Source organism: Spirochaeta lutea (assembly GCF_000758165.1).
Lineage (GTDB): Bacteria > Spirochaetota > Spirochaetia > DSM-27196 > Salinispiraceae > Spirochaeta_D > Spirochaeta_D lutea.
This window is the reverse complement of sequence record NZ_JNUP01000049.1, coordinates 121,331-146,899: the sequence shown is the minus strand read 5'-3', so window position 1 is coordinate 146,899 and position 25,569 is coordinate 121,331. Positions and strand designations below refer to the sequence as shown.

Here is a 25,569-nt window from a genome sequence, read left to right as displayed (position 1 = left end):
GCCCGGATCCGGGTTACAGGCTGGTGATCAGCCGAAACGGCCGGAAATGTAGTCCTCGGTTTCCTTCTTCTTGGGATTAAAAAAGAGCTCATCCGTGGGACCGAATTCCACCAGGTAGCCTGAACGGTTATCGTTCACGAGGAAAAAAGCGGTCTTGTCCGAGACCCGGGCCGCCTGCTGCATATTATGGGTAACAATGATAATGGTGTAGTTCTGCTTTAGTTCGCTTATCAGGTCCTCGATTTTTTGGGTTGAGATCGGGTCCAAGGCGGAGGCAGGCTCATCCATCAAAATGATCTGGGGCTTTATCGCGATGGCCCGGGCGATACAAAGTCGCTGCTGCTGCCCCCCCGAAAGCCTGAGGGCGCTCTGTTTGAGTTTATCCTTCACCTCGCCCCAGAGGGCCGCCTGCTGGAGACTCGTTTCCACCAGTTCGTCCATATCGCCGTGGTATCCGTTAATCCTGGCCCCCCAGGCGATGTTTTCATAGATGCTTTTGGGGAAGGGATTCGGCTTTTGAAACACCATCCCGATATGACGCCGTACCTCCACGGGATCAACCTGGTCGGCATAGATGTTCATACCACGGAAGGTAATCTCCCCTTCGATCCGGGTGCCGGGAATCAGGTCATTCATCCGGTTTAAGGACCGCAGCACCGTACTCTTACCGCATCCCGAGGGTCCGATGAAGGCGGTAACCTCCTGGCTGGCGATATCTAAATCCACGGACTCCACCGCCTTAAACTGATCGTAGAATATGCTTGTTTTTTTTAAGCTGATTTCGATGTTTGCGCTCATCTTAAGCCTGTCTCCTTTTTTTGCTAATCCGGTTACGCATGATTATCGCGCTGGCATTAAGGGTTAACAGCAGGACGAGCAGTACCAGAATTGCCGCTGCTGCGATATTCCTGAAGGCCCCCTGGGGCCGGGCAGTCCACTGGTATACCTGGATGGGCAGGGTGGTGAACTTCGAAAAGATTGAATTGGGATCCACTGAGATAAAGGTTGAGGCCCCGACCACAACGATGGGCGCCGTCTCCCCCAGGGCCCGTGAGATAGAGAGGATGGTCCCGGTCAGAATCCGGTCAATGGAGGCCGGCAGCACATGGTGCCAAACGGTCTGCCACTTGGTTGCACCCAGGCCGTAGCTGGAGTCCCGAAGGCTCTGGGGTACGGCCCGGATGGCCTCCTGGGCATTTATGATGATGATCGGGAGTACCAGGAGTGCCAGGGTAAGCCCCGCGGACAACACCGTACGGCCGTTGGCCGTTTGACCCGCACCGAACCCGAATAACGCGCCGCTGGTCAAGGGCTCCAAACCTCGGACAAAAACAGCCAAACCCAACAGTCCATATATAATAGAGGGAACCCCTGAAAGATTGTAAATATTTACCTGGATGATCCGGTTAAGCCGTGAATCACTGGCAAACTCCTCAAGATAGATAGCAGCCCCGACCCCAATGGGAAAGGCCACCAGAATCGTAATCATAATTACCAAGAGAGAGCCCATAATCGCCGTACGGATGCCCGCTAATTCAGGAATAGAGGATTGGGATGCCCCGATAAAATCCAAGGTTAGCCAGGAGCGGAAGACAATATCGGCTCCGGGGTAGCGTTGCGCCGCCTCTTGGAGAATCAAATCTTTCTGAAAAAGACTGGGAACCAAATTCCAGCTTCCCAAGACCTGGGGCTTCACCACCTCCCGCATTACAAGCTTGATTAGGTCCTGGTTGGACCGTTCCATAAGCGGCGCCTCGAAGTCGAAACGGCGGACCAGTCCCCGGCTTAGGTGCTCGTTGAGCATCGCGATAAGCTCCTGTTTGGAGGCGCTGTCCAGGGTCCGCCCCGGGCCCACCAGCTCCTCCACCTCTATCTGATTCTGAACAGCCACATAGCCGAATGCACCATCAACAATACTTAGTACCAGGGTGACCAGGGTAATAATCGCAATGGAGGTAGCGGCGTAGAAGACAGCCTGCCATATCAGGCCCTTCCTGCGGCGAACCGGAAGATTATGCTCTCTGAAAAGATGTTCCTGGGCGGTGTCCCTGGGACTACTAAATACCACACTCATTCGTACACCTCCCGGAAGCGTTTGACGATCTTTCTACTGATGATATTAAGCATCAGGGTTGTTATGAAGAGCACCAAGCCCAGGGCAAAGATGCTGTTATAATCCACGGTATCGTAGCCAACATCCCCTCCGGAGATCCGGACAATGTAGCCCGTGAGGGTTTCAGCTGATTCAAAGGGATTCGCCGTCAGCCGCGGACCGGCCCCGGCGGCTAGGGCGACAATCATGGTTTCTCCAATGGCTCTGGAAAGCCCCACGATGAAGGCAGCCCCGATACCGGAGAATGCCGCCGGTACCACAATCTGTAAGCTCGTCTCCATCTTGGTAGCTCCCAGCCCGTAGGAGGCCTGGCGGAGACTGGAGGGTACCGCCGAGAGTGCATCCTCGGTCATGGAGGCTACCAGGGGCAGTATCAGGATACCCATCACCAGCCCGGCCGAAGCGGTATTATAAATCTGCACAATATTGGGGCCGAAGATACTCCGGAGCAGGGGCGTCATGAAGGTGAGGGCAAAGTAGCCGTACACCACCGTCGGAATTCCCGCCAGGACCTCGAGGAGCGGCTTTAGAATACCCCGTACCCTCTCGGAGGCATATTCACTGAGGTAGATCGCCACAAAGAGCCCCAGGGGAGTTGCCACCAGCATAGCGATGGTACTCGTCATGAGGGTGGAGTTCAGCAGGGGCAGAATCCCGAACTCTCCGATCATCGGTTTCCATTCGGTCCCGAAGAGAAATTCTATAATGTCAACCTCCGGACTCCCAAAAAACAGGATTGATTCCTCCACAAGGATGACCACTATTCCAATGGTCGTAAATATGGAGATCGCAGCGCTGATGAACAACAGGGTCCTGATGGTTCCCTCGGCGGGACGGCGGCGTTTTGAAAAATCAATGCTGGCTTCAGGTTTGCCCGATAATCCGTGTTTGATTCCCATTCCATGATTCCTTTTTTATTGCTGTACCTGGACCGGAGAGAACCCGGATCGTTCAAGGTTCTAGCTCCCTGTCCAGCAAGGACCTCAAGACACAAGCCCGGTCGGGGGACCGGGCCTGTACCTGAGTAGCCTTTTAGGTCGCGGCGTCTGCGCCGCTTCCTGCTTCAATCGCCTTTTTAGTAAGCACCCTCGACTGCATCCAGCCAGGCCTGCTTTGCACCCTCCAGGGCTGCAGGGTTGGCAGGGAAGTATCCGACCCGGGTAATTTCTTCGTTCACGTAGGTGAGGAAGAAGTTGATGTAGGCGGCAACCTGGGGTTTGTTCTTCATGATGGTTGCATCGGTGTAAAGAAATAGGGGACGGGCCAGGGGATAGCTGTTGTTATCAACATTGGCAGCGTTGGCTTCCACGCCGTCGACCTTCAGGACATTAAGCTTATCCGCGTTTTCCGCATAGTAGGCATATCCGAAGAATCCGATGGCATAGGGTGATCCCTCAATACCTTGTACCAGAATATTGTCATCCTCGCTGAACTGGGTATTTGCTGCTGCGAGAATGGGCTCGGCATCCTCGTCGAATACCTCTTCGACGAAGTAGTCAAAGGTTCCTGAATCGGTTCCGGGAATGAAGCGCTGGATGGGCTGGTTGGGCCAGTCAGGATTCACGTCACTCCAATTGTCGGCAGTGAAGATCTGAGCAAGTTCTTCCATGGTTGCTTCTTTAATAAAGGTGTTGTCCTTGCTTACCGTTACGGCCAGGGCATCGGTACCTACCCGGATTTCGATGGGTTCGCGGCCGATCTGCCGGGCTGCCTCAATCTCGGATGCCTTGATGGGACGGGAAGCGTTGGAGACATCGGTTTCTCCCGCTACGGTAAAACGTTCGAATCCCCCTCCAGAACCGATGGAATCAATGGTAATGGTTCCAGGGTACCCTTCGTTCTTGAACCGCTCAGCCATGGCTTCCGCCAGGGGATACACCGTGGATGAACCGGCGGTAATAACATCACCCCGGACCAACAGGGGATTCACCCCGGGCAGCAGGGCGTCATCGCTCTCTTCAGTAATCCAAGCCCAGGGGCCTTGGTTTTGGGCGGCTGCCCCCTCGTTCTGACCGCCGGCAAATACCCCAGAAGCCAGGAGCAGGAGACTCATAATTGTTAATGCCTTCTTCATACTATTCCTCCTCAATGGAACTACAAATTGTATGGGCTCATTAGGCACCAGCTCTGTTAGAGAAATGTTAGGATCTATTAAGAAAACCGTGAATAATCCGGAAGGAGCTTACCCTTCCTCGTATTTATTGAAGATTCTTTTGATTTCTTCCCGGGATTGAACGAATCGCCGGGCTAATTCTGGGTCGAATTGAGTGCCCCCGTTTTGGCCGATGTAATCCAGGGCATCCTCCATGGTCCAGGCCTTCTTATAGACCCGGGTGTGGGTCAGGGCATCAAACACATCCGCAATCGCAACGATGCGCCCCGAGAGGGGTATGGACTGCCCGGCCAGTCCCCGAGGATAGCCCGAACCGTCCCACCGCTCATGGTGGGTGTAGGCCAGTTCGGCAGCCAGCTGAAGGATGCCCTTTTTGCCCGAACGAAGGATAGAGTATCCGATCTCGGCATGACTTTGGATTATTTCCCGCTCCTCTTCAGTAAGGGCGCCGGGCTTATTCAGGATGGAATCGGGAATACCGATTTTGCCGATGTCATGCATGGGAGCAGCCAGGCGCATGGCAGATCGCTGGGTTTCGTCCATGCCCGCCAGGGTGGCGAGGAGCTCGGCCAGAGCCCCTACCCTGCGGACATGGTTTCCCGTTTCCTGACTCCGGCTTTCCACCACCTCTCCGAGGGTGTAAATAATTTCCCGCTGACTGGTTTCAATGGATTGCCCCAGGGAAAGGTTCTCGTAAGAAACCTCAATGTGTGAGGTAAAAACATGCAGCAGTTCCTTGTCCAGATGGGTCAGCGGACCCGGAGCGGCAATGAGCAGGGTGGTTTTATATTCGCCGTTCTGGGATTGAAAATGAGCGCAAAATTCCGAATCGGTAAACACAATGCCGGGTTTTCCCTGCACCTGGGCGATTATCTCCGCTGTCGCCGGATGGTTCAGAGCCGATAGATCCGGAGGTAACCGGGTTCCCGATTCAACTTCGTAGCCGCCCCGTACGGCAACAACCATGTAGCCCCGGTCTACCGCCCGGAGACAGATTCCCCGCACCCCCGGGGCCGTATTCCAATCCTCATGATCAATCCCAGCCAGCAGGGCGGCCTCCTCCATGGCCTGGCTGAAAAACTCATTCAGATTCCTGTGGCGTAATACGCTGCGGGCCGAGCGGATAATATGCCCGAACCCTCGGGTATGCTCCTGAATACTCCGGAGGTCCCGGTAGCCGCGTAAGGCAACGGTAATGGCGGTGTAGAGCTTGATATCCGTTATCTCGGTCTTTGATTTGTAGTCGTTTATCTCATATTCGGTGATAACCTGTTTCTCCGGAGCAACCCCGGGTTGACCGGTGCGGAGGATAATCCGTACCAGGCGGTTCTGGAGATCATCCCGGATCCAGCGTACCAGCCGGAGGCCGGCATCATCCGTCTCCATGACCACGTCCAGGAGAATGACCGCAATTCCCGATTCCGACGAAAGCAGCGCCTTGGCCTCCTGGGCGGAGTACGCATGGAAAAGCCGGGCCGGCCTGCCGTCCAAAACGTAGTCCCGGAGCACCAGCCTCGTTATAATATGGACCTCCTCATCGTCATCTACAATCAGGATGTTCCAGGGAGGCATCTCATCCGCAGAGGGGGGTGCAGACTCAGTATGTTCTGTTGCAAACTCAAGCAGATCTTCATCCCATAGGTCTCTCATTCAGCCTGTACTCCTTGCATAAAGGGTAGATTATCGCTTTAGAGAATGCAATATCCAAATTCCTGACCTTTAAACCAGGGTTTATTTTGAATTATGGCCTCGCATTGTGTTACCATAGATGCTATAATATGCGCCAGGGATGTAAAAAGACTGCATGAAGCGAAAATGGTTTACCAACACACTCTTTATTTCAGGAATTACCCACCCGGATGTTATCTACGACATCCTTGAGAAGACCATCATCAAAGACTACGACATCCAAGAACGCCAGATCCTCAGCGGGGTTACCATGGATATGGAGTATCTTAATATCACCGTATCCTGCCACCGGGGAGAAGCCCGGATGGCCATCTACTTTCTAACCGATGAAAACGCAGGCAAAGCCCACTCCCAATGGCTGATCCAGGAAATTCCTCCTGTTCGATTCAATTACGTCACCATCGACACCCGGCATGACTCGGTAGAAATCTACAGCTACCAACCCGGACGCCCCCTGTCGGAAAAAAAGGTTCCCAAGGGGCTGGGAAAAATTCTCCTGGATGATCTGGAAACCGACCCCAAGGACAAACCGGTGGTCAGCCTGAAACCCGAAGAGGTAGCAGGCATGCTGCGGGAGGATCTGATGGCGGTCCTGAAGGAGCACTTTCCCAAAGCGTTCTTGCCTAAACCCTGAGAATCCCCTACCATCACCCTATGAAAACCCGCGACATTGCCGAAGCAGCCAGGCGTGCATCCCGCAGCCTGGCAGGATTAGACAGAACAACCAAGGACTCGATCCTTGCATCCATCGCCGAAGCCCTGGAGAACAACCGGGATGTCATTTTCAAGGCGAACCGGGAGGACCTTGCCCAGGCTGAAAAAGACAACCTTGAAACACCCCTCTTAAAACGCCTGGGCTTTCAAGAGGATAAACTCGCCGAGGTAGTAGAGGGCCTCAAGGCCCTGACCAGCCTGGAAGATCCCGTAGGAAGACAGCTCGATGCCACCGAGCTTGATGAGGGATTAGAGCTCTACAAGGTAAGCTGCCCCATCGGAGTAATCGGCATGATCTTCGAATCCCGGCCAGATGCCCTGGTTCAGATAGCCGGGTTATCCCTAAAAAGCGGCAACGCTGTGGTACTCAAGGGAGGCAGCGAGGCAAGCCGGACAAACCGCGCCCTATTCACCGTCATCTCCCAGGCCGCTGAGCAAGCCGGCGCCCCCCAGGGCTGGATCGGTCTCCTCGAAACCCGTGACCAGATTACCGATCTGCTCGGCATGGACGACCTCATCGATCTTCTGATACCCCGGGGTTCCAATGAGTTCGTTCGGTACATTATGGAAAACAGTCACATTCCGGTAATGGGTCACGCCGACGGCATCTGTCATATCTACGTTCACCATGACGCGGATGTTGATCAGGCCGTTAAAATCATCCTGGATTCTAAGACCCAGTATGTGGCGGTGTGCAACGCCCTGGAAACGCTGCTGGTGCACCGCGACATCGCTCCCCAGCTCCTTCCCGTCCTGGCCCAAGCCCTGGATCAGGCTAAGGTAGAGATTCGAGGGGATTCGAATGTCCGACACACCATTCCGACGGCGAAGGCTGCGGTGGATCAGGACTGGTCTACCGAGTACCTGGACTACATCCTAGCCATTAAAACCGTTGACTCCCTTGACCAAGCCATTGACCATATCAACACCTACGGATCGGGACACACCGATGCCATCCTTACCCAGGATGCCCAGGCGTCCAAACGGTTTTTCGCCCAGGTCGACAGCTCCAGCGTACTTTGGAACTGCTCCACCCGGTTCGCCGATGGATTCCGATACGGACTCGGGGCCGAGGTAGGAATCTCCACAGGTAAGCTCCATGCCCGGGGTCCGGTAGGATTGCAGGGATTGATGACGTATAAATGGCAGCTCTACGGCCAGGGGCAGATCGTCGGGGATTACTCCGGCGGGGGGAAAACCTACACCCACCGACCCATCGAACACCAGAAACCCTTCTAAATACCCGGAGTAATACCATGAGGGATCTCGCATACATCACACGGATGGTTGTTAAGCTCGGAACCAACGTACTCACCTCCCGGGCTCAGTGGCAGGAGGGACTGTATCCCAGCCAGGGGCGCCGCATTCGGGAAGGAGAAATCGACCTTGCCTACCTCTACCGCGTGGCCGATCAGGTTTCAGGGCTGGTTGCCCAGGGCAAACAGGTCCTCTTGGTATCCTCCGGAGCCATCGGCATGGGAGCCCGGGAACTCGGCCTTGACCGAAGGGTAAGCTCGGTTCAGATGCGCCAAGCCTGCGCCGCCATCGGCCAGCCCCTGCTGATGGATGAGTACCGCCGGGTATTCTCCATCTTCGGACTGACGGTGGCCCAGATCCTCATTACCCGGGACACCCTGAACAATCGGACCAGCTACAATAATTTACGGAGCGCCGTGGAACGCCTGCTTCAGATGCGGGTGATTCCCATTTTCAACGAAAATGATACCGTGAGCACCGCAGAAATCGGCAGTGCCTTCGGAGATAACGACCAGCTTTCAGCCCTGGTGGCAAGCAAGATTGATGCCGAGCTCCTTATTCTCCTCAGTGATATCGATGCCCTCTACGATCAGGATCCCCGGGTAAATCACCAAGCCCGGCCCATCCGGCAGGTTCACAGCCTCAGCCCTGAGATCTATGCCGCTGCCGGGGACAACGGTTCGGAGTTTTCTACCGGCGGTATGAAGACCAAACTCAAAGCAGTAACCATCGCGAGAGATGCGGGCTGCTCCGTCATCCTTGCCCACGGACGTACCCCGGACATCCTTCCCCGGCTGGTGGCCGGTGAAGACCTCGGAACCCTCTTCGACCCTGCGGAACCCCTTAAAAACCGAATCCGATGGCTGAAAAACGCCATCCCTTCAGGATCCATTACGGTAGATCAGGGGGCCTTGCAGGCCATGCGGGATAAAAAGAGCCTGCTTCCCCGGGGGGTTGTTTCGGTTCAGGGTGTTTTTGAAGCGGGGTCCGTCATACAGGTTAACGATATTGCCCACATACTCTGTGCCTTTAGCAGCGAGGAGCTGCGGCTGATTCAGGGCAAACATAGCCAGGAGATCCCGGGTATCCTCGGTCCGGAGAGTAAGGATCTGCTTGCTCGTCCCGAGGATACGGTTTTTCTGGACACCTGATCAGGGTACCCGGCCGAAAAGCCACACCCCATACTACTAGCCTATTTCGTACGCGGAGGACAGTGCGATCTACCCCGGCAACCCACCCAAGATTGGCGCCCGCGGCAGGTTGAGTTAGAAACCTTGGGTGTATCCGGGACTACCGTGACCCACCTTCGGGCTGCTGGGTTTCCCCCCTAGGCATATTCGGGACTGCCTCCCCGGCGGAGATTCCTCGCCAGATCCTCGTCCCGGTAAAAAATAACATTACCCGGCAGTCCCCAGGCCCTGGGATGGCTGGGCTCCATATTCCACAGACCCTCGGTTAAAGACAAGCCGAAAGTCCGGTTGTCTTCCTGCATTCTCCCACGAACCCCGGCCCGGTGGGCAATAGGCCAGGCAGCAGCCATGTCCCAAACCTTCGCCTTTCCGATGTACCCGGCGAAGCTCCCCCGGGCAGTGTTCAGCAGACTAACGACACAGCTTGCGGTGGCCACCAGGGTGTAGGGAACCGGAAAGGGTTTGTCCTTGGCGATGTACTGGGTTATACCTACCAGCTGTACGGGTTGTTCGGTCCGGGGAAGAAGGGGACGAAAGGCAATAGCACCGGTCTCAGGAGCCCGGGGTCTGCCCTGCTCATCCATAGCGAGGCGGGCGTATTCAGCCCGGGATCCGGCGGTCCGGTAAAATTCCCCCTGGCCGGGCAAAAACACAGCTCCATGGACCAGCTGTCCTTTTCTGGCGTACCCCAGGCTCACTCCCCATCCTCCGAGCCCCGCAGCATACACCGCCGTCCCGTCAATAGGATCGATGATGAACAAGTCTCCCTCTAACCCTCGCCCCAGCTCCTCCCGGGTCATGGCTGCTGCCGTCTCCTCCCCCAGGACCACAGCCTGGGGATACGCCTCCAGGATTTTCTCGGTTAGGAACGCCTCCACTTCCCGGTCAGCCTTGGTTACCAGGGAATTGTCAGCCTTTTGGCTGCCCTGAATTGTATCCTGGTACTCCATGGCCATGACACCGGCCTGGAATACAATGCCACTGATAAACTCTGGTTCCCATATATTCTCCGTCATACTCGTTACTTCCTTGCTACTATTGATGAACAAGAGCGTATATTGCTCACTCCGGGGATGCCGCGCTATAATGACTCCATGAGTACCAAAATCCTAATCTGTATCGACTTCTCTCCCCTGACACCCCGAATTGTAAAGACAGGCAAAGAACTTGCCAAGGCCCTGAACCTGGGCGTTCATCTCGTTCATGCCCAGCCGGAGAAACCCTCCGCACCCACCGCAGTGGTTCACCAGGGCGCCGACCCTTCCCTCGGCCGGGAGATGATGAAGGAGATCAAAGAGCTGAACAATCTGAAATCAGACTTCGAAGAGGAGGACATCCCCTGCAGCTACGCTACCCCCAGGGGAAAAACCTCGGATGTTATTGCAGCTGAGGCCGCCAAGGTAGAAGCGCCCTATATTGTCCTGGGAAGCCACGGGAACGGAGCCATGTACCACCTGGTGGTAGGCTCGGTGGCGGAAGGTGTCATGAAAAAACTTGACACCCCGGTGATCCTCGTTCCGGCCCAACAGCGTCTGGACCGGGAAGCCGGCCGTTAGTCACAAACCGGCAGTACCCATTGTATAGTGCCTAAAGGCTTGTAACCGACACCGGATATAGCGGGGTTGCCCGGGTTCGGGCCCCAGAGGTAGCGCCGCGAATAGGGAATGTTACAGGCTGTTGCGCACTACCTAGATGCCAGTACACCGAACGCCCCACCCCGCACCCCTTCGGCTCCAAACCACGGAGGCTCCGGGGATCCGGAACCCCCTCGGCACCGGATCAGCATAGATCTGCAAAACCCAAACCCCCAGGGGGACCGGGGGCATTCGAATCACCCCGAACCCCCATCTTATAGCCCCTACACGAGGCCGCTGAACCCCATGAACGCCAGAGCTAACAGGCCGGCGGTAATCAGGGAACTGGGAGCACCCTTAAAGGTCTTGGGGATATCCGCAAACTCCAGACGCTCCCGGATACCCGCAAAGATGAAGAGGGCCAGGGCAAACCCTGCACTGGTAGCCAAGGCGAACACCAACCCCTCCATGAGGTTGAAATTGTTTTTAATTACCAGGATAGCTACCCCGAGGATGGCGCAGTTGGTGGTAATGAGGGGGAGAAACACCCCCAGGGCCTGATAGAGGGCCGGGCTTACCTTCTTCAGCACCATCTCCACCATCTGCACCAAGGCGGCAATCACCAGAATAAAGGCTACGGTCTGCATAAACCCGATGCCCAGAGGTACGAGGATCAGGTGCTGAACCAGGTAGGTTACCAGGGTCGCCAGGGTCATGACGAACATGACCGCCGCTCCCATGCCGGTAGCCGTGGAAATCTTGGAGCTGACCCCCAGGAAGGGGCAGATACCCAAGAATTGGACCAGCACTACGTTATTAACCAGTAGGGCTCCGATAATGAGAGAAAAATAGTTCATACTGTGCCTCCTTGGGGGGATTCCGCTGTCTGAGCGGCCAATCCACTGGCTCTTCGGCTCCTCGCCATGCGGCTGAGGGCCTGCTGACTCTGGCGGACAAAGGCTATCAGTACCCCCAAGGCTATGAAGGCCCCGGGCGGCATAACAAAGAGCAGCATGGTGGAAGCACCCTCCGCCACCAGGGGAACACCGAAGATCGCCCCGGATCCCAGCACCTCCCGGATTCCGCCCAGCATAGTCAGGGCCATGGAAAACCCCAGCCCCATGGATACGGCATCCATCAGGCTCAGAACCACCCCGTTCTTGCTGGCAAAGCTCTCAGCCCTTCCCAGGATAATACAGTTCACCACGATAAGCGGAATGAAAAGTCCCAACTCCGCATGGAGGTCCGGCAGATATGCCAACATAGCAAGGTCGATAATGGTGACAAAGCTGGCAATGATGACGATGTATGCAGGAATACGGACCTTATCGGGAATCAGATTCTTGATAAGTGCCACGACCGCATTCGAACCCAGGAGCACCGCCGTGGTGGCCAACCCCATTCCCAAGCCGTTCATTGCTGAGGTGGTTACCCCCAGGGTCGGGCACATCCCGAGAAGCAGCACAAATACCGGGTTTTCCTTAAAAAATCCCTTAGTCAGGGTATCGCGAATATTCACTGTCTTTCTCCTTCCCCGTACGCCGCAGCAAAATCTGCAGCAGCAGCCTGGGCACGGTTGATCCCGTCCACATAGGCCCGGGAGCTGATGGTGGCCGCGGTTATCGCATCCACCTGACCGCCGTCCTTCCTCACCTTCAAGGGAAAGTCCGGGGTACTCAGACCGTCGAACTGTCCGGCGAAGCGCGGTTCCGTAATTTTACTGCCTAGACCCGGGGTCTCGGAATGGGAGAGAACCTCGGACTTGATTATCCGTCCATCAAGATCAAATCCTACCATCAGGGTCATCACCCCGCCGAAGGCCTGCTCAGAATAACTCTGGACCCCCAGGCCGATTAACCTTCCGTCTTTTTTTGCGGGATACAGGGTGATTCGACTGTCCTGCGCATGGTGAACCTGTTCAGCCACAGGATCGTTGGAGAATTCAGGCAGTACCGCTCCCAGGGCCTGCTTCTGTTTTTCCAAGGCATTTGCGGCAATCTGGTCTGCGGTAAGCGTATAGGTCATCCCCAGGGCTCCGGCGGATACCAGGGCCAAAACCAACATAACCAGGAGCATGTTTGTAAAGGTGGAAGGTAGTTGTTTAGATTCAGCCACGGCTCTGCTCCTTTTCGGTACCCTGTTCTGTGTTCTTCGGGGAGGCTCCGGTTTGCACACCGCCCCCGGAAGCACCGGATTTGGCAGGCCCGCTCATAGGAAGCGGGGCGGTACCAGTCTTTACCCCAAACCGGCGGGGTTTAATTGCCCGGTCAATAATGGGCACGAAGGCGTTCATGATCAAAATAGCGTAGCTCACCCCCTCGGGATAGGCGCCGAAAAGTCGGATGGCCCCTGCCAGCATTCCCCCGGCTAGAGCATATATAATCCTTCCCCGCACCGTCATGGGACTGGTTACCATATCCGTTGCCATAAACCAGGCCCCTAACATGGCACCCCCGGCAAGGATATGGTACAGCGGATCGGCATACTGGCCGGGATCGGCCGCCCAGAACGCTCCGGTGAATATTCCGAGACCCAATAAAAACATCACCGGAATTTCCCAGGTGATAATCCGTCGTATAAGCATGAACAGGCCACCGACGAGAATTGCCAGCGCACTGATCTCTCCCAGGGATCCGCCGATGGTCCCGAGGAACAGATCCAGGTGACCCGGCGCCCCCTGCTCCGCCAATGCAGCACTCCCGGACTCAGCCAGAATCCCCAGAGGCGTTGCCCCGGTCACTCCGTCGGCAGCCAGGCTCGCGGAAAACCCCTGCTGGGGCCATAGGGTCATCTCCCCGGGAAAACTGGCCAGCATAAAGGCCCGGCCCGCCAGGGCGGGATTAAAGGGATTATGCCCCAGTCCGCCGAATACCATCTTGGCGATGGCAATGGCGAACACCGCCCCGGCAGCAACCTGCCACAGGGGTATGCCTGCCGGGAGATTTAATCCCAGCAACAACCCGGTAACGGCCGCAGATCCATCTGCCACCCGAACCGGCCGGCGCAACAGCAGGGCGGTTACCAGCCATTCGGTCAGTACAGCCCCCCCCACTGCCACCATCAACACGATCAGAGCCCGTAACCCGAAGGCCCAGACCGAAACCCCCACCGCAGGCAGCAGGGCAATAACCACACCCCACATTACCGAAGCAACAGAGTCCTTCCCCCGCACATGGGGCGATAGGGATACAACCAGAGATGAATTCATTTCGCGCCACCTTTCTTGCGGGATGCCATGATACGGGACTTCCCGAGCCGGATAAAATCTAAGAGATCACGGTTGCTCGGACAGATGTAGGAGCAGCTGCCGCATTCAACACAATCCATAATCTTCAGCTCCTCGGCCTCCTCAAAACGCTTCTGACCCGCCAGCTGACTAAGCAAATAGGGCTCCAATCCCATGGGGCAAACACCCACGCAGCGCCCGCAACGTATACAGGTTTCCACCGGCGGCCGGACCGCCTCATCCTCCTGGAGAACCAAAACACCGCTGGTCCCCTTACTGACCGGAATATCCAAGGACCCTACCGCCTTCCCCATCATCGGTCCGCCGAGAATCACCTTCACCGGTCCCGGCCCCTCGGGGAGCCCGCCGGCCATCTCAATCAGATCACCGATGGGAGTACCGATCCTGACGAGGAAGTTGCCGGGATTCTTCAGCCCCTTCCCGGTCACCGTCACTACCCGCTGGATAAAGGGCATCCCGAACTGCACCGCCCGGTATGCCGCCTGGGCCGTCCCGACATTATTCACCACACACCCCACCTCGATAGGCAGGGCACCCGAAGGAACCTGCCTGCCCGTCAGGGCCTCGATCAGCTGCTTCTCCGCCCCCTGGGGGTACCGAACCTGAAGGGGATACACCTCAATCCCCGGGTACTCCCGGGACAACCTTGTCATTAGTTCGATGGCATCAGGTTTGTTTGCCTCAATGCCGATCCAGGCCGTCTCCACCCCCAGGGTCCTGCGGAGGATTTCGATACCCGTCAACACCTCATGGGGAAACTCCAGCATGGTCCGGTGATCCGCCGTCAAATAGGGCTCACACTCCACTGCGTTTATAATGAGGTACTCTGCCGTCTTCCCCGGCGGCACCATATACTTCACATTCGTCGGGAAGGTCGCCCCCCCCATTCCAACAATACCCGCCCCTTTCAGGGCCTCCCGGATTTCCTCGGGACTCATGGTTATTTCTCTGCGCAGCGGCTTATCCCTAAGCCAATCCCCCCATTCAGGATCCGGACCGCTCTCAGATGCTTCCTGTTCTTCTGTATTCTGGGGTGATTCTAATGCCTGGCTAACACCCAGGGACTCTGCCAACTCTGGAAGCAGCTGATCTCCCTCCACGGCGATAACAACCGCCGGCCTCGGGTACCCTGAGGCATCCATCCTCGGTTCGATTTTTTTAACCTTCCCAGACACACTGGAATGCACATTCGCAGAAATCAGGCCCGGCGCCGCCCCTAACAGACTCCCCACCTGAACACTGTCCCCGGGTTTCACCTGAACCTGGGCAGGGGCCCCAATATGCTGCCCTAAACTAATGACTGCCTCGACAGGCAGACCGGCGGCTACAATCGGGCTGCCTGCGGTAATCTTCATCTCCGGGGGGTGAATCCCCCCCCTCCTAAAGGTCTTCATGGTTTCTAGCAGCTTCATGCCGTTTCTCCTTTGCTCTTCACCGGAAAGGTCGCAAGAATGGCCCCGGTAGGACATACGGGCACACATTTTCCGCAGGCAATGCACTTCTCCGGATCGATGTATGCCAGGTTGTTCTCGATGGTAATGGCGTCCACCGGACAAACCTTGGCGCATTTTCCGCACCCGATGCATGCCACCGAACAATGTTTCTTGGCAACGGCCCCCTTCTCTGTATTCCGGCAGTTCACCCATACCCGTCTGCTCCTCCTACCGATGGGACGCAGCTCAAAGAGATTTCTGGGACAGGCAGTAACACAGGCCCCGCAGGCCGTGCATTTTTCTTCATCTACCTCGGGCAGGCCGGTTTCCGGATTCATATGCAAGGCATCGAACTCGCAGACGGCCGCACAATCACCATCGCCCAAACACCCGAAGGGGCAGCCCGACTCCCCTGCATAGAGGGAGTGGGCAATGGCACAACTCTCAGGACCATCATACCGGCTCTTGGCCGGAGCAGCCTCACAGCTGCCCCCGCAGCGCAACACCGCAACCAGGGGTTTACTCTCACCCGCCGCGAGTCCGAAATACTCGCTTATGGCTGCCATGGTGGTAGGCCCCCCGGGAGGACAGGAGAGATGACTAATATCCCCTTCCTCACTCCCCTTTACCAGGGCCTCAGCCATCCCTGCACATCCGGGAAAGCCGCATGCTCCGCAGTTAATACCGGGCAACATGGCCTCCACCTCGGCCTTCCGAGGATCTTCGGTGACGTGAAATCGTTTTGATACAAAAAACAGTAGAACCGCAAAGAGAACAGCCAACCCGCTCAGGGTTAGAACTGCATAAAGGGTTATCATAGGTCGTTCCTTTTTTGTGGTGTCGGTGCAGGCCCGTTATTGAGGCGCTGCGGTCGGATTGCTTATTTTTTCAATCTGAATTCTGACATTCCTCTGAATGCGGGAATTCAGCAGCCAAAGTACCAAGCCGTAGATTCCGGCTATTCCCAAACCAACTCCTGCTCCGACTGCATCATCCCAGCCTTGTCCGCCGGCCCACGCAACCCCTCCCACGATAAGTATCAGGGGTATGATAAACAGGAATAGTACCGCGAGCAGACCTTGGCGGGTTTCAGTGGTCACCCGTACCCGGTCGCCTATCCGGATATTCGAGGGTGATTCACCTCCCTCTCCGAGATACACCTGAATTTCCCGTCCACTTTTTGCCTCGGTGCAGCTTCCGCTAATTTGGCATGCCGCGCATGCCCCTGCAGCCTGTATATCTACCAGGGCGTAGCCGTTGGTTATGGCCCGCACAATTCCATCTTGTGAAATCATGCCAGACCGGTTTTCTGTATATTCAGCCATAGCAGGCATCCTGCCTTTGTGTTTGTAATAATCCGTCTCCTTTCTATTCCCAAATCACCAGTATCCAGGCCAAGAAAGTCCGGCGCAGTTATTGTACTATAGGGTTTTTATTTGCTCAATAAAAAATCAAAATGTATAATTAGTTATTTATTACTATCCTTGTAATGTTTATCTGGTACGCAAATCCATCGTATTAGGCGGTTTTATACGAATAAAAGTACTCCAGAAGAGTACACTTAGTACAAACCACACAACGAGGTAGAGTATGAAAACATCGCGAAAAACGGTATTGATGATTATCGCCATCATTCTTCTGGCTGGGCTGGTAACAAGCTGTATTCCCGGAGACGGGAAAAACACTCCGGAAGAACCTGCGGGCTTCTTCTGGGGCATATGGCATGGCTGGGTAGCACCCATCTCCCTTATCGTCAGTATTTTTAAACCGGAAATCAGCATATATGAAGCCAACAACTCGGGATTCTGGTACGATTTAGGCTTCTACATGGCCATAATAAGCGGATTTGGTGGTCTTGGGTTGGCTCGAAAAAAGCAGCATCAACACCACAAGGGTAAACGCGACCGATACGAAGAATAGACGATCGCAACAGAATGGTTAGTGCGCAAAAGGTTGTTCGTTTATCTGGTGCCGAGCCTCCCTGGGGCGGGGCACCTGGATGGAGCCGCTATGCTCGGTGTTCCTTACATCCTTTTGCGCACAATAGTTCTTCTTTGCGGATTCTAGATGTTCCTACCCCGAGAAGGCGGGATCCGGGGTTTGAAGTGGGACCGGAAGGATTCACCGCGGTGCCCCTCCAACCGGGTGATGAGATTTATCACGAAGCGTTGCTGAATCTCATGACTCATGTGGACATGGGCTAAGCGGTTTAGCTCTTCCCTGATCCGCCCTGCTTTTTTAGAACTTATGCAATCATACAGATAATCCCGGGTTTCCTCATCAAGAACCAGACAGAGGGCGGCGATTTCACGGTCCGGGGTCGCCATTAGAACGTTTTGCAGTCTCGTGGCATCCGCGCTCCGAAGGAGTGAATCCAGGTTCTGGCTGTCCGGAATTCCGAGCAGCCGGGACTGCTTATCTGAGTGTGGCATCTTCTGCCTCCTGATCCGTGGAAAGGATGTCCCTAGTGCGCAAACGGTTGTAACTTATGCCCTCGGCGGCGCCACTCCTGCGGCCGGTCCCTGAACGGCACCGCTGTATGCGGTGTAGTTACAGGCTTTTGCGCAGGAAAAACGGTCTCACCTCCCTGGATCTACAATGTCTTCTTTCCCAACGCCCGGAGAATTAACTCGGCAGCTAGGCGGGCGGTCTTGTTACCCACATCCAGGGCCGGATTCACCTCTACGAGATCCATGGAGACCAGGCGTCCGGTCTCGTGAACCCGTTCCATAAGATAGAGTACCTCACGATCGTTTAGACCGCCCATGACCGGTGTCCCGGTTCCGGGGGCAAAAATGGGATCGATGGAATCCATATCAAAACTAAGATGAAATTGATCCACTCCGGTGGTTACCACCTGGAGTGCTTCCTGAAGGCAGGTGTAAAACCCCCGTTCGATGATATCCCGGATGGTATACATGGTTACCCGGCTTTCCCGTATCAGCATGCTCTCTTCCGGGTCCAGGTCGCGGATACCGAAGAGTACGGTATTTTCTTCCCGCACCCCGGGAAAGGGACCGATGTCTACGAGCTCCGGGGCTCCCCGGCCGGTAATGGCAGCTAAGGGCATGCCGTGTACATTTCCTGAGGGGGTTGTCTCAGGGGTATTAAAATCACCATGGGCATCAACCCACAATAATCCGAGATTCCCCTGGTACCGCTCTTTGAGCCCGGCCAAACTTCCCATGGCCATAGAATGGTCGCCCCCGAGAACGATGGGCATGGCGTCCTGCTGGACGATCGCCTGTACCTGCTCCTTCAACTCCAGCATATTCCGCCGGATCGCCGCAGCATAGCGGAGTTTCGGGTTCCCGGACTCCAGGGTATCACCCTCATCCATGGAATAGCACTCCACATTCCCCTCATCGCTCACCTGATATCCCAGGGCCTTGAGTTTCTCCACGAGCTTTTCAGCCCGGATGGCGTAGCTACCCATATCAACTCCCCGCTTGGAGGCGCCGATATCCTGCAGAAACCCGATAATACTAAGTTTTGACTGTGTTTTCATAGAGATGTTAATGGTCTGCATTTCCGCCTTGGATGTCAAGTACAGGGAGAATGGTGCTATACGGGGGGACTACCGGAATGGCAATCCCATGGTAGTGGCTCCCCCGAAAACCCATGCCATGGTCCGATAGGGATGCAGCCTCGTAGATGGTGTGCAAACGGTTGTACCGTTTGGGACCGAGGATCCTTACCCCTATCGCGGCCCATGGATGGATTGAGCCGCTTCATCCGGCGTTTTTTACAATCTTTTGGATAGTGCTTACTTCTTGGGTGATTCTAATGCCACTCCGCTGGACCATAGATCATAGACCTCGGTCTGGCAATATACCTCCTCCGAATCGGCGGAACTGGATTCTAACCCCTGGCGGTCCCAAGAGGTCACCAGGGCACTGGTCCACTGCCGGGTATGGGAATTCCGAGGAATAAATACCGGGTTCCACTGCTCACCCGGCAGGACCACCTCAGCGTTACTGCTCCACCTGCCCATCCAGCCGGGGCTGTCCAGAGAAACGTAGAAGGCTGGGCGTTCAACGAGAACCTGTGCCTGGAGCGGCCTGGCTGTTTCCAGGGCCTGCTCTCTGGCTGCCAGGACATCGGTCAGCAGCCATGGACCTTCTTCGGCCGGACTGTCCTGGGAGTCATCATCATCCGGTGATTCGGAATCAACGCCGGGGTATAGGATCCGGAGCCCGGGATCCTGAATGCGGGCGTGTTTGGGCGCGGTGAAGAAGCGGAATCCCCGGGAAATCACGGTTCCACCGGGCAGATCACCCAGGGAAACACCCAAGATCCGCGGATCGCCCTCACCGGCGTAACCGCTCGGGGGCAGGGAGAGTTCAAAATGCAGGAACCAGTCCCGGGGATCAATGTCCAGTTCCCCGGGGTCGTAGGTACCGACCTCCTGGGCCATGGTATGGTCGAAGTTCCGGGTTTCATCGACGAGGTCCCGTACGCTTCCCCCAAAGGATATTAGCCGGACTCGGAGATGAAGCTCCATGGTCTGGGGCAGGTCCTTCTCCAACACCAGGCGGACCGGAGCCGACCGCTGGGGAACGGTTCCAACCTTCCACGGGGGCAGGACGATGATTCCTGCCAGGTGCAGGGGTTCGAAGAACCGGGCGACCCCATAATGGGTCAGTTTCCACTTATCAGGGTATTCGATACTGCTCCAGCTCGCTACGGGCCACAGATCATTGAGCTGCCAGTAGAGGGCCCCCATGGATCTCGGGGCTTGGCTGCGCCAGTATTCTACCGCCGTCTCGAAGGCCCGCATCTGCTGCACCTGACTGATATACAGGGTATCGGCCAGGCGGCTCGGCATCCGGAAGTAGCGCAGCATGGTATCTAGAATTATGGTATTCCCCCGGGGATTTTTCTGGTGATAATCCAGGGTCGGACTTGTCAGACACCAATCCTGAGGATCTGCCCAGGTTCGCCGGGGGCGGGGGGTTCCGGGCTGGGGAAGGAATCCGGAGGGAGTAGAGGCCGAGTCCTGGCCCTCTTCGGCTGAGGTCGAATAGGTACTACTCTGGCTGGTCATGGCCCGGCTTATCCCTTCGGGACTGGGGAAACTCTGGAATCCGAATTCACTGCAAAACCGGGGAATAACATCAAAGTAGCCTTCAAAGGGTTTACCCTCATGCCAGACCGACCAGTAATGCATATCGCCGTTAGCATCATCATGCCAGCCGTCGCTGTAATCCCCGCTGCCCCCGCTGGGAGAACTCGGCCAGTACAGGCGCTGGCTGTCCAGACGGCGCACCGTATCGCCGATAACCCCCTCATACAACCGGTCATAGTCCACCAGGTACCGGTCACGGTTTGCCAGGCTCTCGTCGAACCAGGTCAGGGCGCCGAGGTTTTCATTATTTCCGCACCACAAGGCGACACTCGGCCGGTGGCGCAGCCTAAGCACCTGAAATTCCACCTCCCGTTCTACCTGGGCGAAAAAGTCCGGGGTTGCCGGGTAGGTAGAGCATGCAAACATAAAATCCTGCCAGACCAAAAGGCCAAGCCTGTCGCAGGCATCAAAAAAGGCTTCACTCTCATAATGTCCTCCCCCCCAAACCCGGATCATATTCTGATGGCTGTCCCGGGCAGAGGTTAAAAGATTCTGAACACGCCGGGGATCCTCGAAACTTGGCAGGGCGTCGGCAGGTATCCAGTTGGAACCCTTGGCAAAAAATGCCTGGCCATTCACCTGAAAATAGAAGCTAGTACCGAACTCATCCTTCTGCCGGACTACCTCGAGGGTTCGGAATCCCAAACGGAGATTCCGGTATCCCTGGGGCCACCGGAGTTCCAGGGTGTATAAATTCTGTTCTCCCATACCGTTCGGCCACCACAACTCCGGATCCTTCACGGTAATATGTGTTGAAGCCCCGCCCCGGGAGGCAGCTTGGGTGCCGGGAATCCCAAGGGTCCAGGCACGAGATACCTCTGGTGTTGGGGATTCAGGTCCGTAGAGCAGCACCTGTACCTCCACGGCTGAATCGGAGGCCTGCCAGGACTGCCAAGCTGCGTCAATTCTGATCTGCCATTCTTCACCAGCCTCTGCCGGGGGGATGACCTCGGCGGAGATGTCGGTAACCCGGGAGGATTGGGCGCGGATCAGGCGCACAGCCTGGTAGATGCCCGAGGTCATCAGGCAGGGCCCCCAATCCCAGCCGGAATGACACTGGGTTTTACGAATCATATTCCGATGGGGGGACTGAAGGGGAAATACTGCGTGGGGAAAGGCATAGGGCCCCTGGGTTTGCAGGTCAAAGGCAGCCTGTTCGGGACTGGAGAAATCGATCTCCAGGGTATTGTTCCCCTCCTGGAGGATTTCGTCCACCCTGAATTCATGGGGGTGAAACTGGTTATCCGTGACCCCCAGATGCTGTCCGTTAAGCCGGATGGCGGTGATGGTGTCGATCTCGGGAAATTCCAGGAACCAGCGTTCCTCCGGCCGGGGTAGATCTTCGGCTCTCAGGGAAAATACCGACCGGGCCTGCCAGTTCTGCCGGGCAACCCACTGCACATCTTCTTCCTGGGTGTCCTGGTAGGGGTGAGGTATATGGCCTTCTTGAATAAGTAGGCTGTAGATGTCCCAGGTTGGTCCGGCGGTGAGGGAAAGTCCTCGTCCATGGATCTCCCAGGTGTCCATGGTGCAAAATGGTTTCGTTTCGATCATATTTTTACTTCCTTTCTGGAGATTCTACCGGTTGTATAGTGCACAAACGGTTGTACCCTTCGGTACCGGCGGCTCTCGCCTGGGATGGTTCCAGGATGGAGCCGCTTTCTTCGGTGCAGTTTCCATACTATTGCGCACCAGCCAATGGTTCGAGTTCAGGTTTAGTGTCAGCACAGAACACCGGGGTGCCAGGGGCATTCGAATCACCCCAAAACCCTAAAAGTTAATTGGCTTTTCCAATTAACGAATCTATTGTACCACATCCCGGGGATTGAACACAATTTATACCGGGAACCAATTGCATAAGTCTTTCTTAGTGTGATATTGGGAAAACCTCTCGGTGACAGAATTGTGGTTTTGACTGCCAGCTGGTATAGTTGCCCATGGCCCAAACCCTTTTCTGGTATGATTTAGAGACCTTCGGACGCAGCAGCCGGGCAGACAGGATAGCCCAGTTTGCCGGGGTACGCACCAATGACCGGTTCGAGATTATCGGCGAACGGCTGGTGTTGTATAATCGAATAACCCCGGACTATATGCCCGACCCTTACGCCTGTATGGTCACGGGGATTACGCCCCAGGTTACCCTGAGCGATGGGCTTTGTGAGTATGAGTTCATCAGCAGGATTCATCGGGAGTTCATGGTACCGGGCACTACAGCCCTGGGGTACAACAGCATCCGGTTTGATGACGAGTTTATCCGCAATACCCTGTACCGGAATTTTTTTGATCCCTACCGTCGGGAATGGTCCCAGGGAAACTCCCGGTGGGATATTATTGATTTGGTACGGGCCACCCACGATCTCCGGCCTGAGGGTATTACCTGGCCGGTCAATTCCCAGGGCCGTCCCAGCTTCCGGCTGGAGGAATTGACCGCAGCCAACGGGATCAGTCATGAACAGGCCCATGATGCTATGAGTGATGTACTGGCCACAATTGCCATGGCCCGGCTCATTCACCAGCGCCAACCGAAACTATTCGCCTACTATTTCTCCCATCGGAAAAAGGACTCCCTGAAGCGTCTGGTAAACCTGGCTGAACACACCCCCCTGCTGCACACAGCAGGGGTTCACACCTCGGATGCCGGCTGCACCACCCTAGTGGCTCCCATAGGCATGGACGGCACCAACCGCAACGCCCTGATCACCATTGATCTCCGTTATGATCCCTCGGCGCTGCTCGACCTGGATGTGGAGGAGCTGCGCCGGCGGGTCTTTACGAGTCGGGCCGAACTGGAGGCCGAGGAGGATCTCGCCCGGCGCTTCGGCCAAGACCCCGACCCTCAGGGATTGAACCAGGGTGATTTTGCTGGTCGAATCCCCCTGACAATTGTCCACCTCAACCGGAGTCCCTTTCTTGCTCCCCTTAAGACCCTGACGGATCAGGCCGCAGAGCGTCTGGGTCTTGATTTGGCAGCCTGTCAACGCCACGCAGCCATGCTGCGCTCCGAACCCCGCCTAATCCAGAAGATCATGAGTGTTTTTTCCCCCCAGGGGGAAGGAGCCCTTACCGTAACCAAGGATTCCGAGGATCCGGATTTTCAGATTTACTCCGGAGGTTTCTTCCGGGATGAGGATAAACAGCAATTCGAGACCATCCACGATCTTCTGTCCGGATATCTTGGAGGCGTCGACGGTTCCTCCAATGGCGGGAATGGGGCGGAGAAACCCGCCTCACCCTTCCCGGCCGAAAACCAACCCCCCATCCCTGGAACACCGGCGCCCCATGCTTCTGAGTCCCCAGAAACCCGTGAAAAGCCGGCAAGCCTCTCTGACAAGCCCGCCGGGTACCGAGATAGGCCCCCAGGACTCTCAGAAAACTCCCCAAGAGACGTCGCGAAGGACCTTTCCTCGGCCCACCCCCAGGCAGAGGGGCATCCCGAATCACCCCGGAATAAGGGTAAACGCCTTATGGAGATAAAACAGGAGGTGTACCAGCTGCATTTCCAGGATCCCCGGATTCCTCAGATGCTGCGCCGGTTTTTCGCCCGGAACTTTCCCGAGGCATTGACCGAACGTGAACATGCCAGATGGCTGAGCTTCTGTGCCGGCCGGCTCTTGTACCATCCCCTTGCCGAGGGTACTGATCTCGCTACGGCCTCAAAGGTCATCACCGCAAAAATGGAAAGCGCCGACACCCCCGCCCGGGATAAGGTCATTCTCCGGGCCCTGAAGGAATATGTAGACACCGAGATTCGAAAGGTTCTTGAATACGGGGGTTGAATCGGTTTGCCGATCTGAGGGCAGCACCGATTGCAGAGCCCCCACCGATTGCAGAGCCCCCACCGGCTCCATCGCCCCTAGGTTTCAAGCGCATTACCCTTCCGCTTCATCACCCCTGTCCGGAGGAACGGACTAGGCTCGGGGATATACCTCACCGCTGATACCCCTCATCCGCACATCCGCTCCCCCCGTCGCCCGGTAGCTCAGCCGCTCCCATCGCTGCCACCGGGAGACTAGTCCCTGGACATCCTCGGGGGATTCCATGGATAGAAAACCGTCCCAAATATAGGATCGAACCGGAATGATCCGTGGGGAGGTGGAATTATAGATAAATTGCCGGACCCGTCGGATGACTCGGGGGGTGTGATTTTCCCGGTAGATACGCAGCCATGGAAGCGCCCAGGCTTGGGGGAATCCCCCCGATTCTACCCGGCTGATAAAGCCGAAGAGCTGGCGTGGTATGTTCCGGCTTCGGGCATGCACACCCCAGCCGCTGGCTGCAAGTTTTGCGGCATTGAGTCGCTGTTCGTACTGCCCCTTCTGGGGTATGGCAAAGACGGGTTTACCGAGATAAAGGGCTTCACTCAAGGTTTGATGACCGGCACTGGTTATGACTCCCCTGCACCCCGCCAGAGTCCGGGCATAATCCAGGCGGGACTGGGGAAAGACGTGGAAATTCCTCATACCCAGACGGTGGAGGGCTCCGAGAACAATACGGCGGTATTCAGGTTTCAGATATACCACGTAGTAATCGCCCTGGACGGGCTCTTGGTTTACAATCTCCTCCCGTATCATGGGTCCAAGATCTCCGTCGTAGAAGCTGATGTATAACCGGCGGTCATAAGCCGGCATCATGAAATGGGCTATCAACCGAGTGAACAGGGCATCGGGCATAAGCGACGGACTCCGGGTAACGATACCGGGGTGGTTTATCTGAAGCACCGGAATCCCCAGAGCAGTGGCGGCTAGGGCTGTGAAGGGCTCAAAATCATTGATGAGCACCGAGATCTCATCGCCCTGCAATTGCCTTCGCAGTCGCGTAAGACTCTTCCGTAATGATAGGAGGGTGGGTAGATTCTCCCGGAGTGTGCGGCTGTAGTTTATCCTGGTCCCGCGTTTTGCAAGATGGAGATGGGGGATATCTCGGATCTCCAACGTCCCGTAACGTAGGGGTGCAAGCTTTTCATATAAAAACCCGTGTACCGTGTCAGGAGCATACAGTACAATCTCAAATTCAGTACCAAGCCCCTGAACCAGACTGACCATACGGCTCACATGGCCGAAGCCTTCGCCGCAAGCGGCGAGACCGATTCTGATTTTCATATAATCAGTTAT

At 56.0% G+C, this 25,569-nt stretch carries 23 protein-coding genes; 6 read left to right on the top strand and 17 right to left on the bottom strand.

The annotated features are described in order from the left end of the window. Positions 1 to 27: 27 nt before the first annotated feature. From pstB to DC28_RS06490, 5 genes are all read right to left on the bottom strand, one after another. Positions 28 to 798 (bottom strand): phosphate ABC transporter ATP-binding protein PstB, encoded by a 771-nt coding sequence (gene pstB / locus DC28_RS06510; protein WP_037547008.1) that lies wholly within the window; start codon positions 796 to 798, stop codon positions 28 to 30. A 1-nt stretch (position 799) separates the two neighbouring features. Then, a complete protein-coding gene (gene pstA, locus DC28_RS06505; protein WP_052078557.1) occupies positions 800 to 2,074 on the bottom strand; it encodes a phosphate ABC transporter permease PstA in 1,275 nt (424 codons plus the stop codon). Next, entirely contained in the window at positions 2,071 to 3,012 is a 942-nt protein-coding gene (gene pstC / locus DC28_RS06500) for a phosphate ABC transporter permease subunit PstC (protein WP_037547005.1), read from the bottom strand. The genes pstA and pstC overlap by 4 nt, the downstream gene beginning before the upstream one ends. 176 nt (positions 3,013 to 3,188) lie before the next feature. After that, entirely contained in the window at positions 3,189 to 4,187 is a 999-nt protein-coding gene (locus DC28_RS06495; protein WP_037547003.1) for a PstS family phosphate ABC transporter substrate-binding protein, read from the bottom strand. Positions 4,188 to 4,295: 108 nt separating this feature from the next. Beyond that, on the bottom strand, positions 4,296 to 5,876 hold the full coding sequence (locus DC28_RS06490) for an HD domain-containing phosphohydrolase (protein ID WP_037547001.1): 1,581 nt from the start codon (positions 5,874 to 5,876) through the stop codon (positions 4,296 to 4,298). A gap of 154 nt (positions 5,877 to 6,030) precedes the next feature. On the opposite strand from DC28_RS06490, the gene DC28_RS06485 reads away from it, so the two are divergent. Genes DC28_RS06485 through proB form a run of 3 tightly spaced genes read left to right on the top strand, consistent with a single transcriptional unit; the run spans position 6,031 to position 9,037 of the window. Then, entirely contained in the window at positions 6,031 to 6,549 is a 519-nt protein-coding gene (locus tag DC28_RS06485) for a hypothetical protein (RefSeq protein ID WP_037546998.1), read from the top strand. Next, on the top strand, positions 6,546 to 7,868 hold the full coding sequence (locus DC28_RS06480; RefSeq protein ID WP_342585331.1) for a glutamate-5-semialdehyde dehydrogenase: 1,323 nt from the start codon (positions 6,546 to 6,548) through the stop codon (positions 7,866 to 7,868). Before DC28_RS06485 ends, DC28_RS06480 begins: the two co-directional genes overlap by 4 nt. 17 nt (positions 7,869 to 7,885) lie before the next feature. Next, positions 7,886 to 9,037, top strand: a complete 1,152-nt coding sequence (proB, locus tag DC28_RS06475; RefSeq protein WP_037546995.1) for a glutamate 5-kinase — start codon at positions 7,886 to 7,888, stop codon at positions 9,035 to 9,037. Between the two features lie 176 nt (positions 9,038 to 9,213). On the opposite strand, the gene DC28_RS06470 is transcribed toward proB, so the two are convergent. Continuing rightward, on the bottom strand, positions 9,214 to 10,092 hold the full coding sequence (locus tag DC28_RS06470; protein WP_037546993.1) for an inositol monophosphatase family protein: 879 nt from the start codon (positions 10,090 to 10,092) through the stop codon (positions 9,214 to 9,216). 78 nt (positions 10,093 to 10,170) lie between these two features. Between DC28_RS06470 and DC28_RS06465 the strand changes: the two genes are divergently transcribed. Beyond that, positions 10,171 to 10,632: a universal stress protein gene (locus tag DC28_RS06465; RefSeq protein ID WP_037546991.1), complete on the top strand. Its 462-nt coding sequence runs from the start codon at positions 10,171 to 10,173 to the stop codon at positions 10,630 to 10,632. Positions 10,633 to 10,934: 302 nt separating this feature from the next. On the opposite strand, the gene rsxA is transcribed toward DC28_RS06465, so the two are convergent. From rsxA to DC28_RS06430, 7 genes are read right to left on the bottom strand one after another with little or no spacing between them, the layout of a single operon-like run. Beyond that, positions 10,935 to 11,507: an electron transport complex subunit RsxA gene (rsxA, locus tag DC28_RS06460; RefSeq protein WP_037546989.1), complete on the bottom strand. Its 573-nt coding sequence runs from the start codon at positions 11,505 to 11,507 to the stop codon at positions 10,935 to 10,937. Then, positions 11,504 to 12,169 carry an electron transport complex subunit RsxE gene (rsxE, locus tag DC28_RS06455; RefSeq protein WP_052078556.1) on the bottom strand — a complete coding sequence of 222 codons (666 nt, stop codon included), beginning with the start codon at positions 12,167 to 12,169 and terminating at the stop codon, positions 11,504 to 11,506. The genes rsxA and rsxE overlap by 4 nt, the downstream gene beginning before the upstream one ends. Then, positions 12,166 to 12,765, bottom strand: coding sequence for an RnfABCDGE type electron transport complex subunit G (locus DC28_RS06450; RefSeq protein WP_052078555.1), 600 nt, complete (start codon positions 12,763 to 12,765; stop codon positions 12,166 to 12,168). Before DC28_RS06450 ends, rsxE begins: the two co-directional genes overlap by 4 nt. Further along, positions 12,758 to 13,858, bottom strand: coding sequence for an RnfABCDGE type electron transport complex subunit D (locus DC28_RS06445; protein ID WP_081942016.1), 1,101 nt, complete (start codon positions 13,856 to 13,858; stop codon positions 12,758 to 12,760). The genes DC28_RS06450 and DC28_RS06445 overlap by 8 nt, the downstream gene beginning before the upstream one ends. Further along, a complete protein-coding gene (rsxC, locus tag DC28_RS06440) occupies positions 13,855 to 15,309 on the bottom strand; it encodes an electron transport complex subunit RsxC (protein ID WP_037546988.1) in 1,455 nt (484 codons plus the stop codon). Before rsxC ends, DC28_RS06445 begins: the two co-directional genes overlap by 4 nt. Further along, the gene (locus DC28_RS06435) at positions 15,306 to 16,148 is read right to left on the bottom strand and encodes an RnfABCDGE type electron transport complex subunit B (RefSeq protein ID WP_037546987.1); all 843 of its coding nucleotides are present in this window, start codon (positions 16,146 to 16,148) and stop codon (positions 15,306 to 15,308) included. Before DC28_RS06435 ends, rsxC begins: the two co-directional genes overlap by 4 nt. A 36-nt stretch (positions 16,149 to 16,184) precedes the next feature. After that, positions 16,185 to 16,655 (bottom strand): SoxR reducing system RseC family protein, encoded by a 471-nt coding sequence (locus DC28_RS06430; protein ID WP_037546986.1) that lies wholly within the window; start codon positions 16,653 to 16,655, stop codon positions 16,185 to 16,187. Positions 16,656 to 16,920: 265 nt separating this feature from the next. Here DC28_RS06430 and DC28_RS06425 point away from each other — a divergent pair, with 265 nt between their 5' ends. Beyond that, a complete protein-coding gene (locus DC28_RS06425) occupies positions 16,921 to 17,250 on the top strand; it encodes a hypothetical protein (RefSeq protein ID WP_037546985.1) in 330 nt (109 codons plus the stop codon). A 143-nt stretch (positions 17,251 to 17,393) separates the two neighbouring features. On the opposite strand, the gene DC28_RS06420 is transcribed toward DC28_RS06425, so the two are convergent. From DC28_RS06420 to DC28_RS06410, 3 genes are all read right to left on the bottom strand, one after another. After that, positions 17,394 to 17,762, bottom strand: a complete 369-nt coding sequence (locus DC28_RS06420; protein WP_037546984.1) for a FliG C-terminal domain-containing protein — start codon at positions 17,760 to 17,762, stop codon at positions 17,394 to 17,396. Between the two features lie 161 nt (positions 17,763 to 17,923). Next, positions 17,924 to 18,838 carry an arginase gene (gene rocF / locus DC28_RS06415; RefSeq protein ID WP_037547106.1) on the bottom strand — a complete coding sequence of 305 codons (915 nt, stop codon included), beginning with the start codon at positions 18,836 to 18,838 and terminating at the stop codon, positions 17,924 to 17,926. A gap of 258 nt (positions 18,839 to 19,096) precedes the next feature. Further along, entirely contained in the window at positions 19,097 to 22,012 is a 2,916-nt protein-coding gene (locus DC28_RS06410; protein ID WP_081942014.1) for a glycoside hydrolase family 2 protein, read from the bottom strand. 383 nt (positions 22,013 to 22,395) lie between these two features. Here DC28_RS06410 and sbcB point away from each other — a divergent pair, with 383 nt between their 5' ends. Continuing rightward, positions 22,396 to 24,234, top strand: coding sequence for an exodeoxyribonuclease I (sbcB, locus tag DC28_RS06400; protein ID WP_052078552.1), 1,839 nt, complete (start codon positions 22,396 to 22,398; stop codon positions 24,232 to 24,234). Positions 24,235 to 24,366: 132 nt separating this feature from the next. On the opposite strand, the gene DC28_RS06395 is transcribed toward sbcB, so the two are convergent. Beyond that, positions 24,367 to 25,557 (bottom strand): glycosyltransferase family protein, encoded by a 1,191-nt coding sequence (locus tag DC28_RS06395; protein WP_162180201.1) that lies wholly within the window; start codon positions 25,555 to 25,557, stop codon positions 24,367 to 24,369. Positions 25,558 to 25,569 lie beyond the last annotated feature (12 nt).

Excerpts from the sequence above, each read along its gene's own strand:
- pstB (WP_037547008.1), bottom strand. The coding sequence starts at position 798 with ATGAGCGCAAACATCGAAATCAGCTTAAAAAAAACAAGCATATTCTAC.
- pstA (WP_052078557.1), bottom strand. The coding sequence starts at position 2,074 with ATGAGTGTGGTATTTAGTAGTCCCAGGGACACCGCCCAGGAACATCTT.
- pstC (WP_037547005.1), bottom strand. The coding sequence starts at position 3,012 with ATGGGAATCAAACACGGATTATCGGGCAAACCTGAAGCCAGCATTGAT.
- DC28_RS06495 (WP_037547003.1), bottom strand. The coding sequence starts at position 4,187 with ATGAAGAAGGCATTAACAATTATGAGTCTCCTGCTCCTGGCTTCTGGG.
- DC28_RS06490 (WP_037547001.1), bottom strand. The coding sequence starts at position 5,876 with ATGAGAGACCTATGGGATGAAGATCTGCTTGAGTTTGCAACAGAACAT.
- DC28_RS06485 (WP_037546998.1), top strand. The coding sequence starts at position 6,031 with ATGAAGCGAAAATGGTTTACCAACACACTCTTTATTTCAGGAATTACC.
- proB (WP_037546995.1), top strand. The coding sequence starts at position 7,886 with ATGAGGGATCTCGCATACATCACACGGATGGTTGTTAAGCTCGGAACC.
- DC28_RS06470 (WP_037546993.1), bottom strand. The coding sequence starts at position 10,092 with ATGACGGAGAATATATGGGAACCAGAGTTTATCAGTGGCATTGTATTC.
- DC28_RS06465 (WP_037546991.1), top strand. The coding sequence starts at position 10,171 with ATGAGTACCAAAATCCTAATCTGTATCGACTTCTCTCCCCTGACACCC.
- rsxA (WP_037546989.1), bottom strand. The coding sequence starts at position 11,507 with ATGAACTATTTTTCTCTCATTATCGGAGCCCTACTGGTTAATAACGTA.
- DC28_RS06445 (WP_081942016.1), bottom strand. The coding sequence starts at position 13,858 with ATGAATTCATCTCTGGTTGTATCCCTATCGCCCCATGTGCGGGGGAAG.
- rsxC (WP_037546988.1), bottom strand. The coding sequence starts at position 15,309 with ATGAAGCTGCTAGAAACCATGAAGACCTTTAGGAGGGGGGGGATTCAC.
- DC28_RS06435 (WP_037546987.1), bottom strand. The coding sequence starts at position 16,148 with ATGATAACCCTTTATGCAGTTCTAACCCTGAGCGGGTTGGCTGTTCTC.
- DC28_RS06430 (WP_037546986.1), bottom strand. The coding sequence starts at position 16,655 with ATGGCTGAATATACAGAAAACCGGTCTGGCATGATTTCACAAGATGGA.
- DC28_RS06425 (WP_037546985.1), top strand. The coding sequence starts at position 16,921 with ATGAAAACATCGCGAAAAACGGTATTGATGATTATCGCCATCATTCTT.
- DC28_RS06420 (WP_037546984.1), bottom strand. The coding sequence starts at position 17,762 with ATGCCACACTCAGATAAGCAGTCCCGGCTGCTCGGAATTCCGGACAGC.
- rocF (WP_037547106.1), bottom strand. The coding sequence starts at position 18,838 with ATGAAAACACAGTCAAAACTTAGTATTATCGGGTTTCTGCAGGATATC.
- DC28_RS06410 (WP_081942014.1), bottom strand. The coding sequence starts at position 22,012 with ATGATCGAAACGAAACCATTTTGCACCATGGACACCTGGGAGATCCAT.
- sbcB (WP_052078552.1), top strand. The coding sequence starts at position 22,396 with ATGGCCCAAACCCTTTTCTGGTATGATTTAGAGACCTTCGGACGCAGC.
- DC28_RS06395 (WP_162180201.1), bottom strand. The coding sequence starts at position 25,557 with ATGAAAATCAGAATCGGTCTCGCCGCTTGCGGCGAAGGCTTCGGCCAT.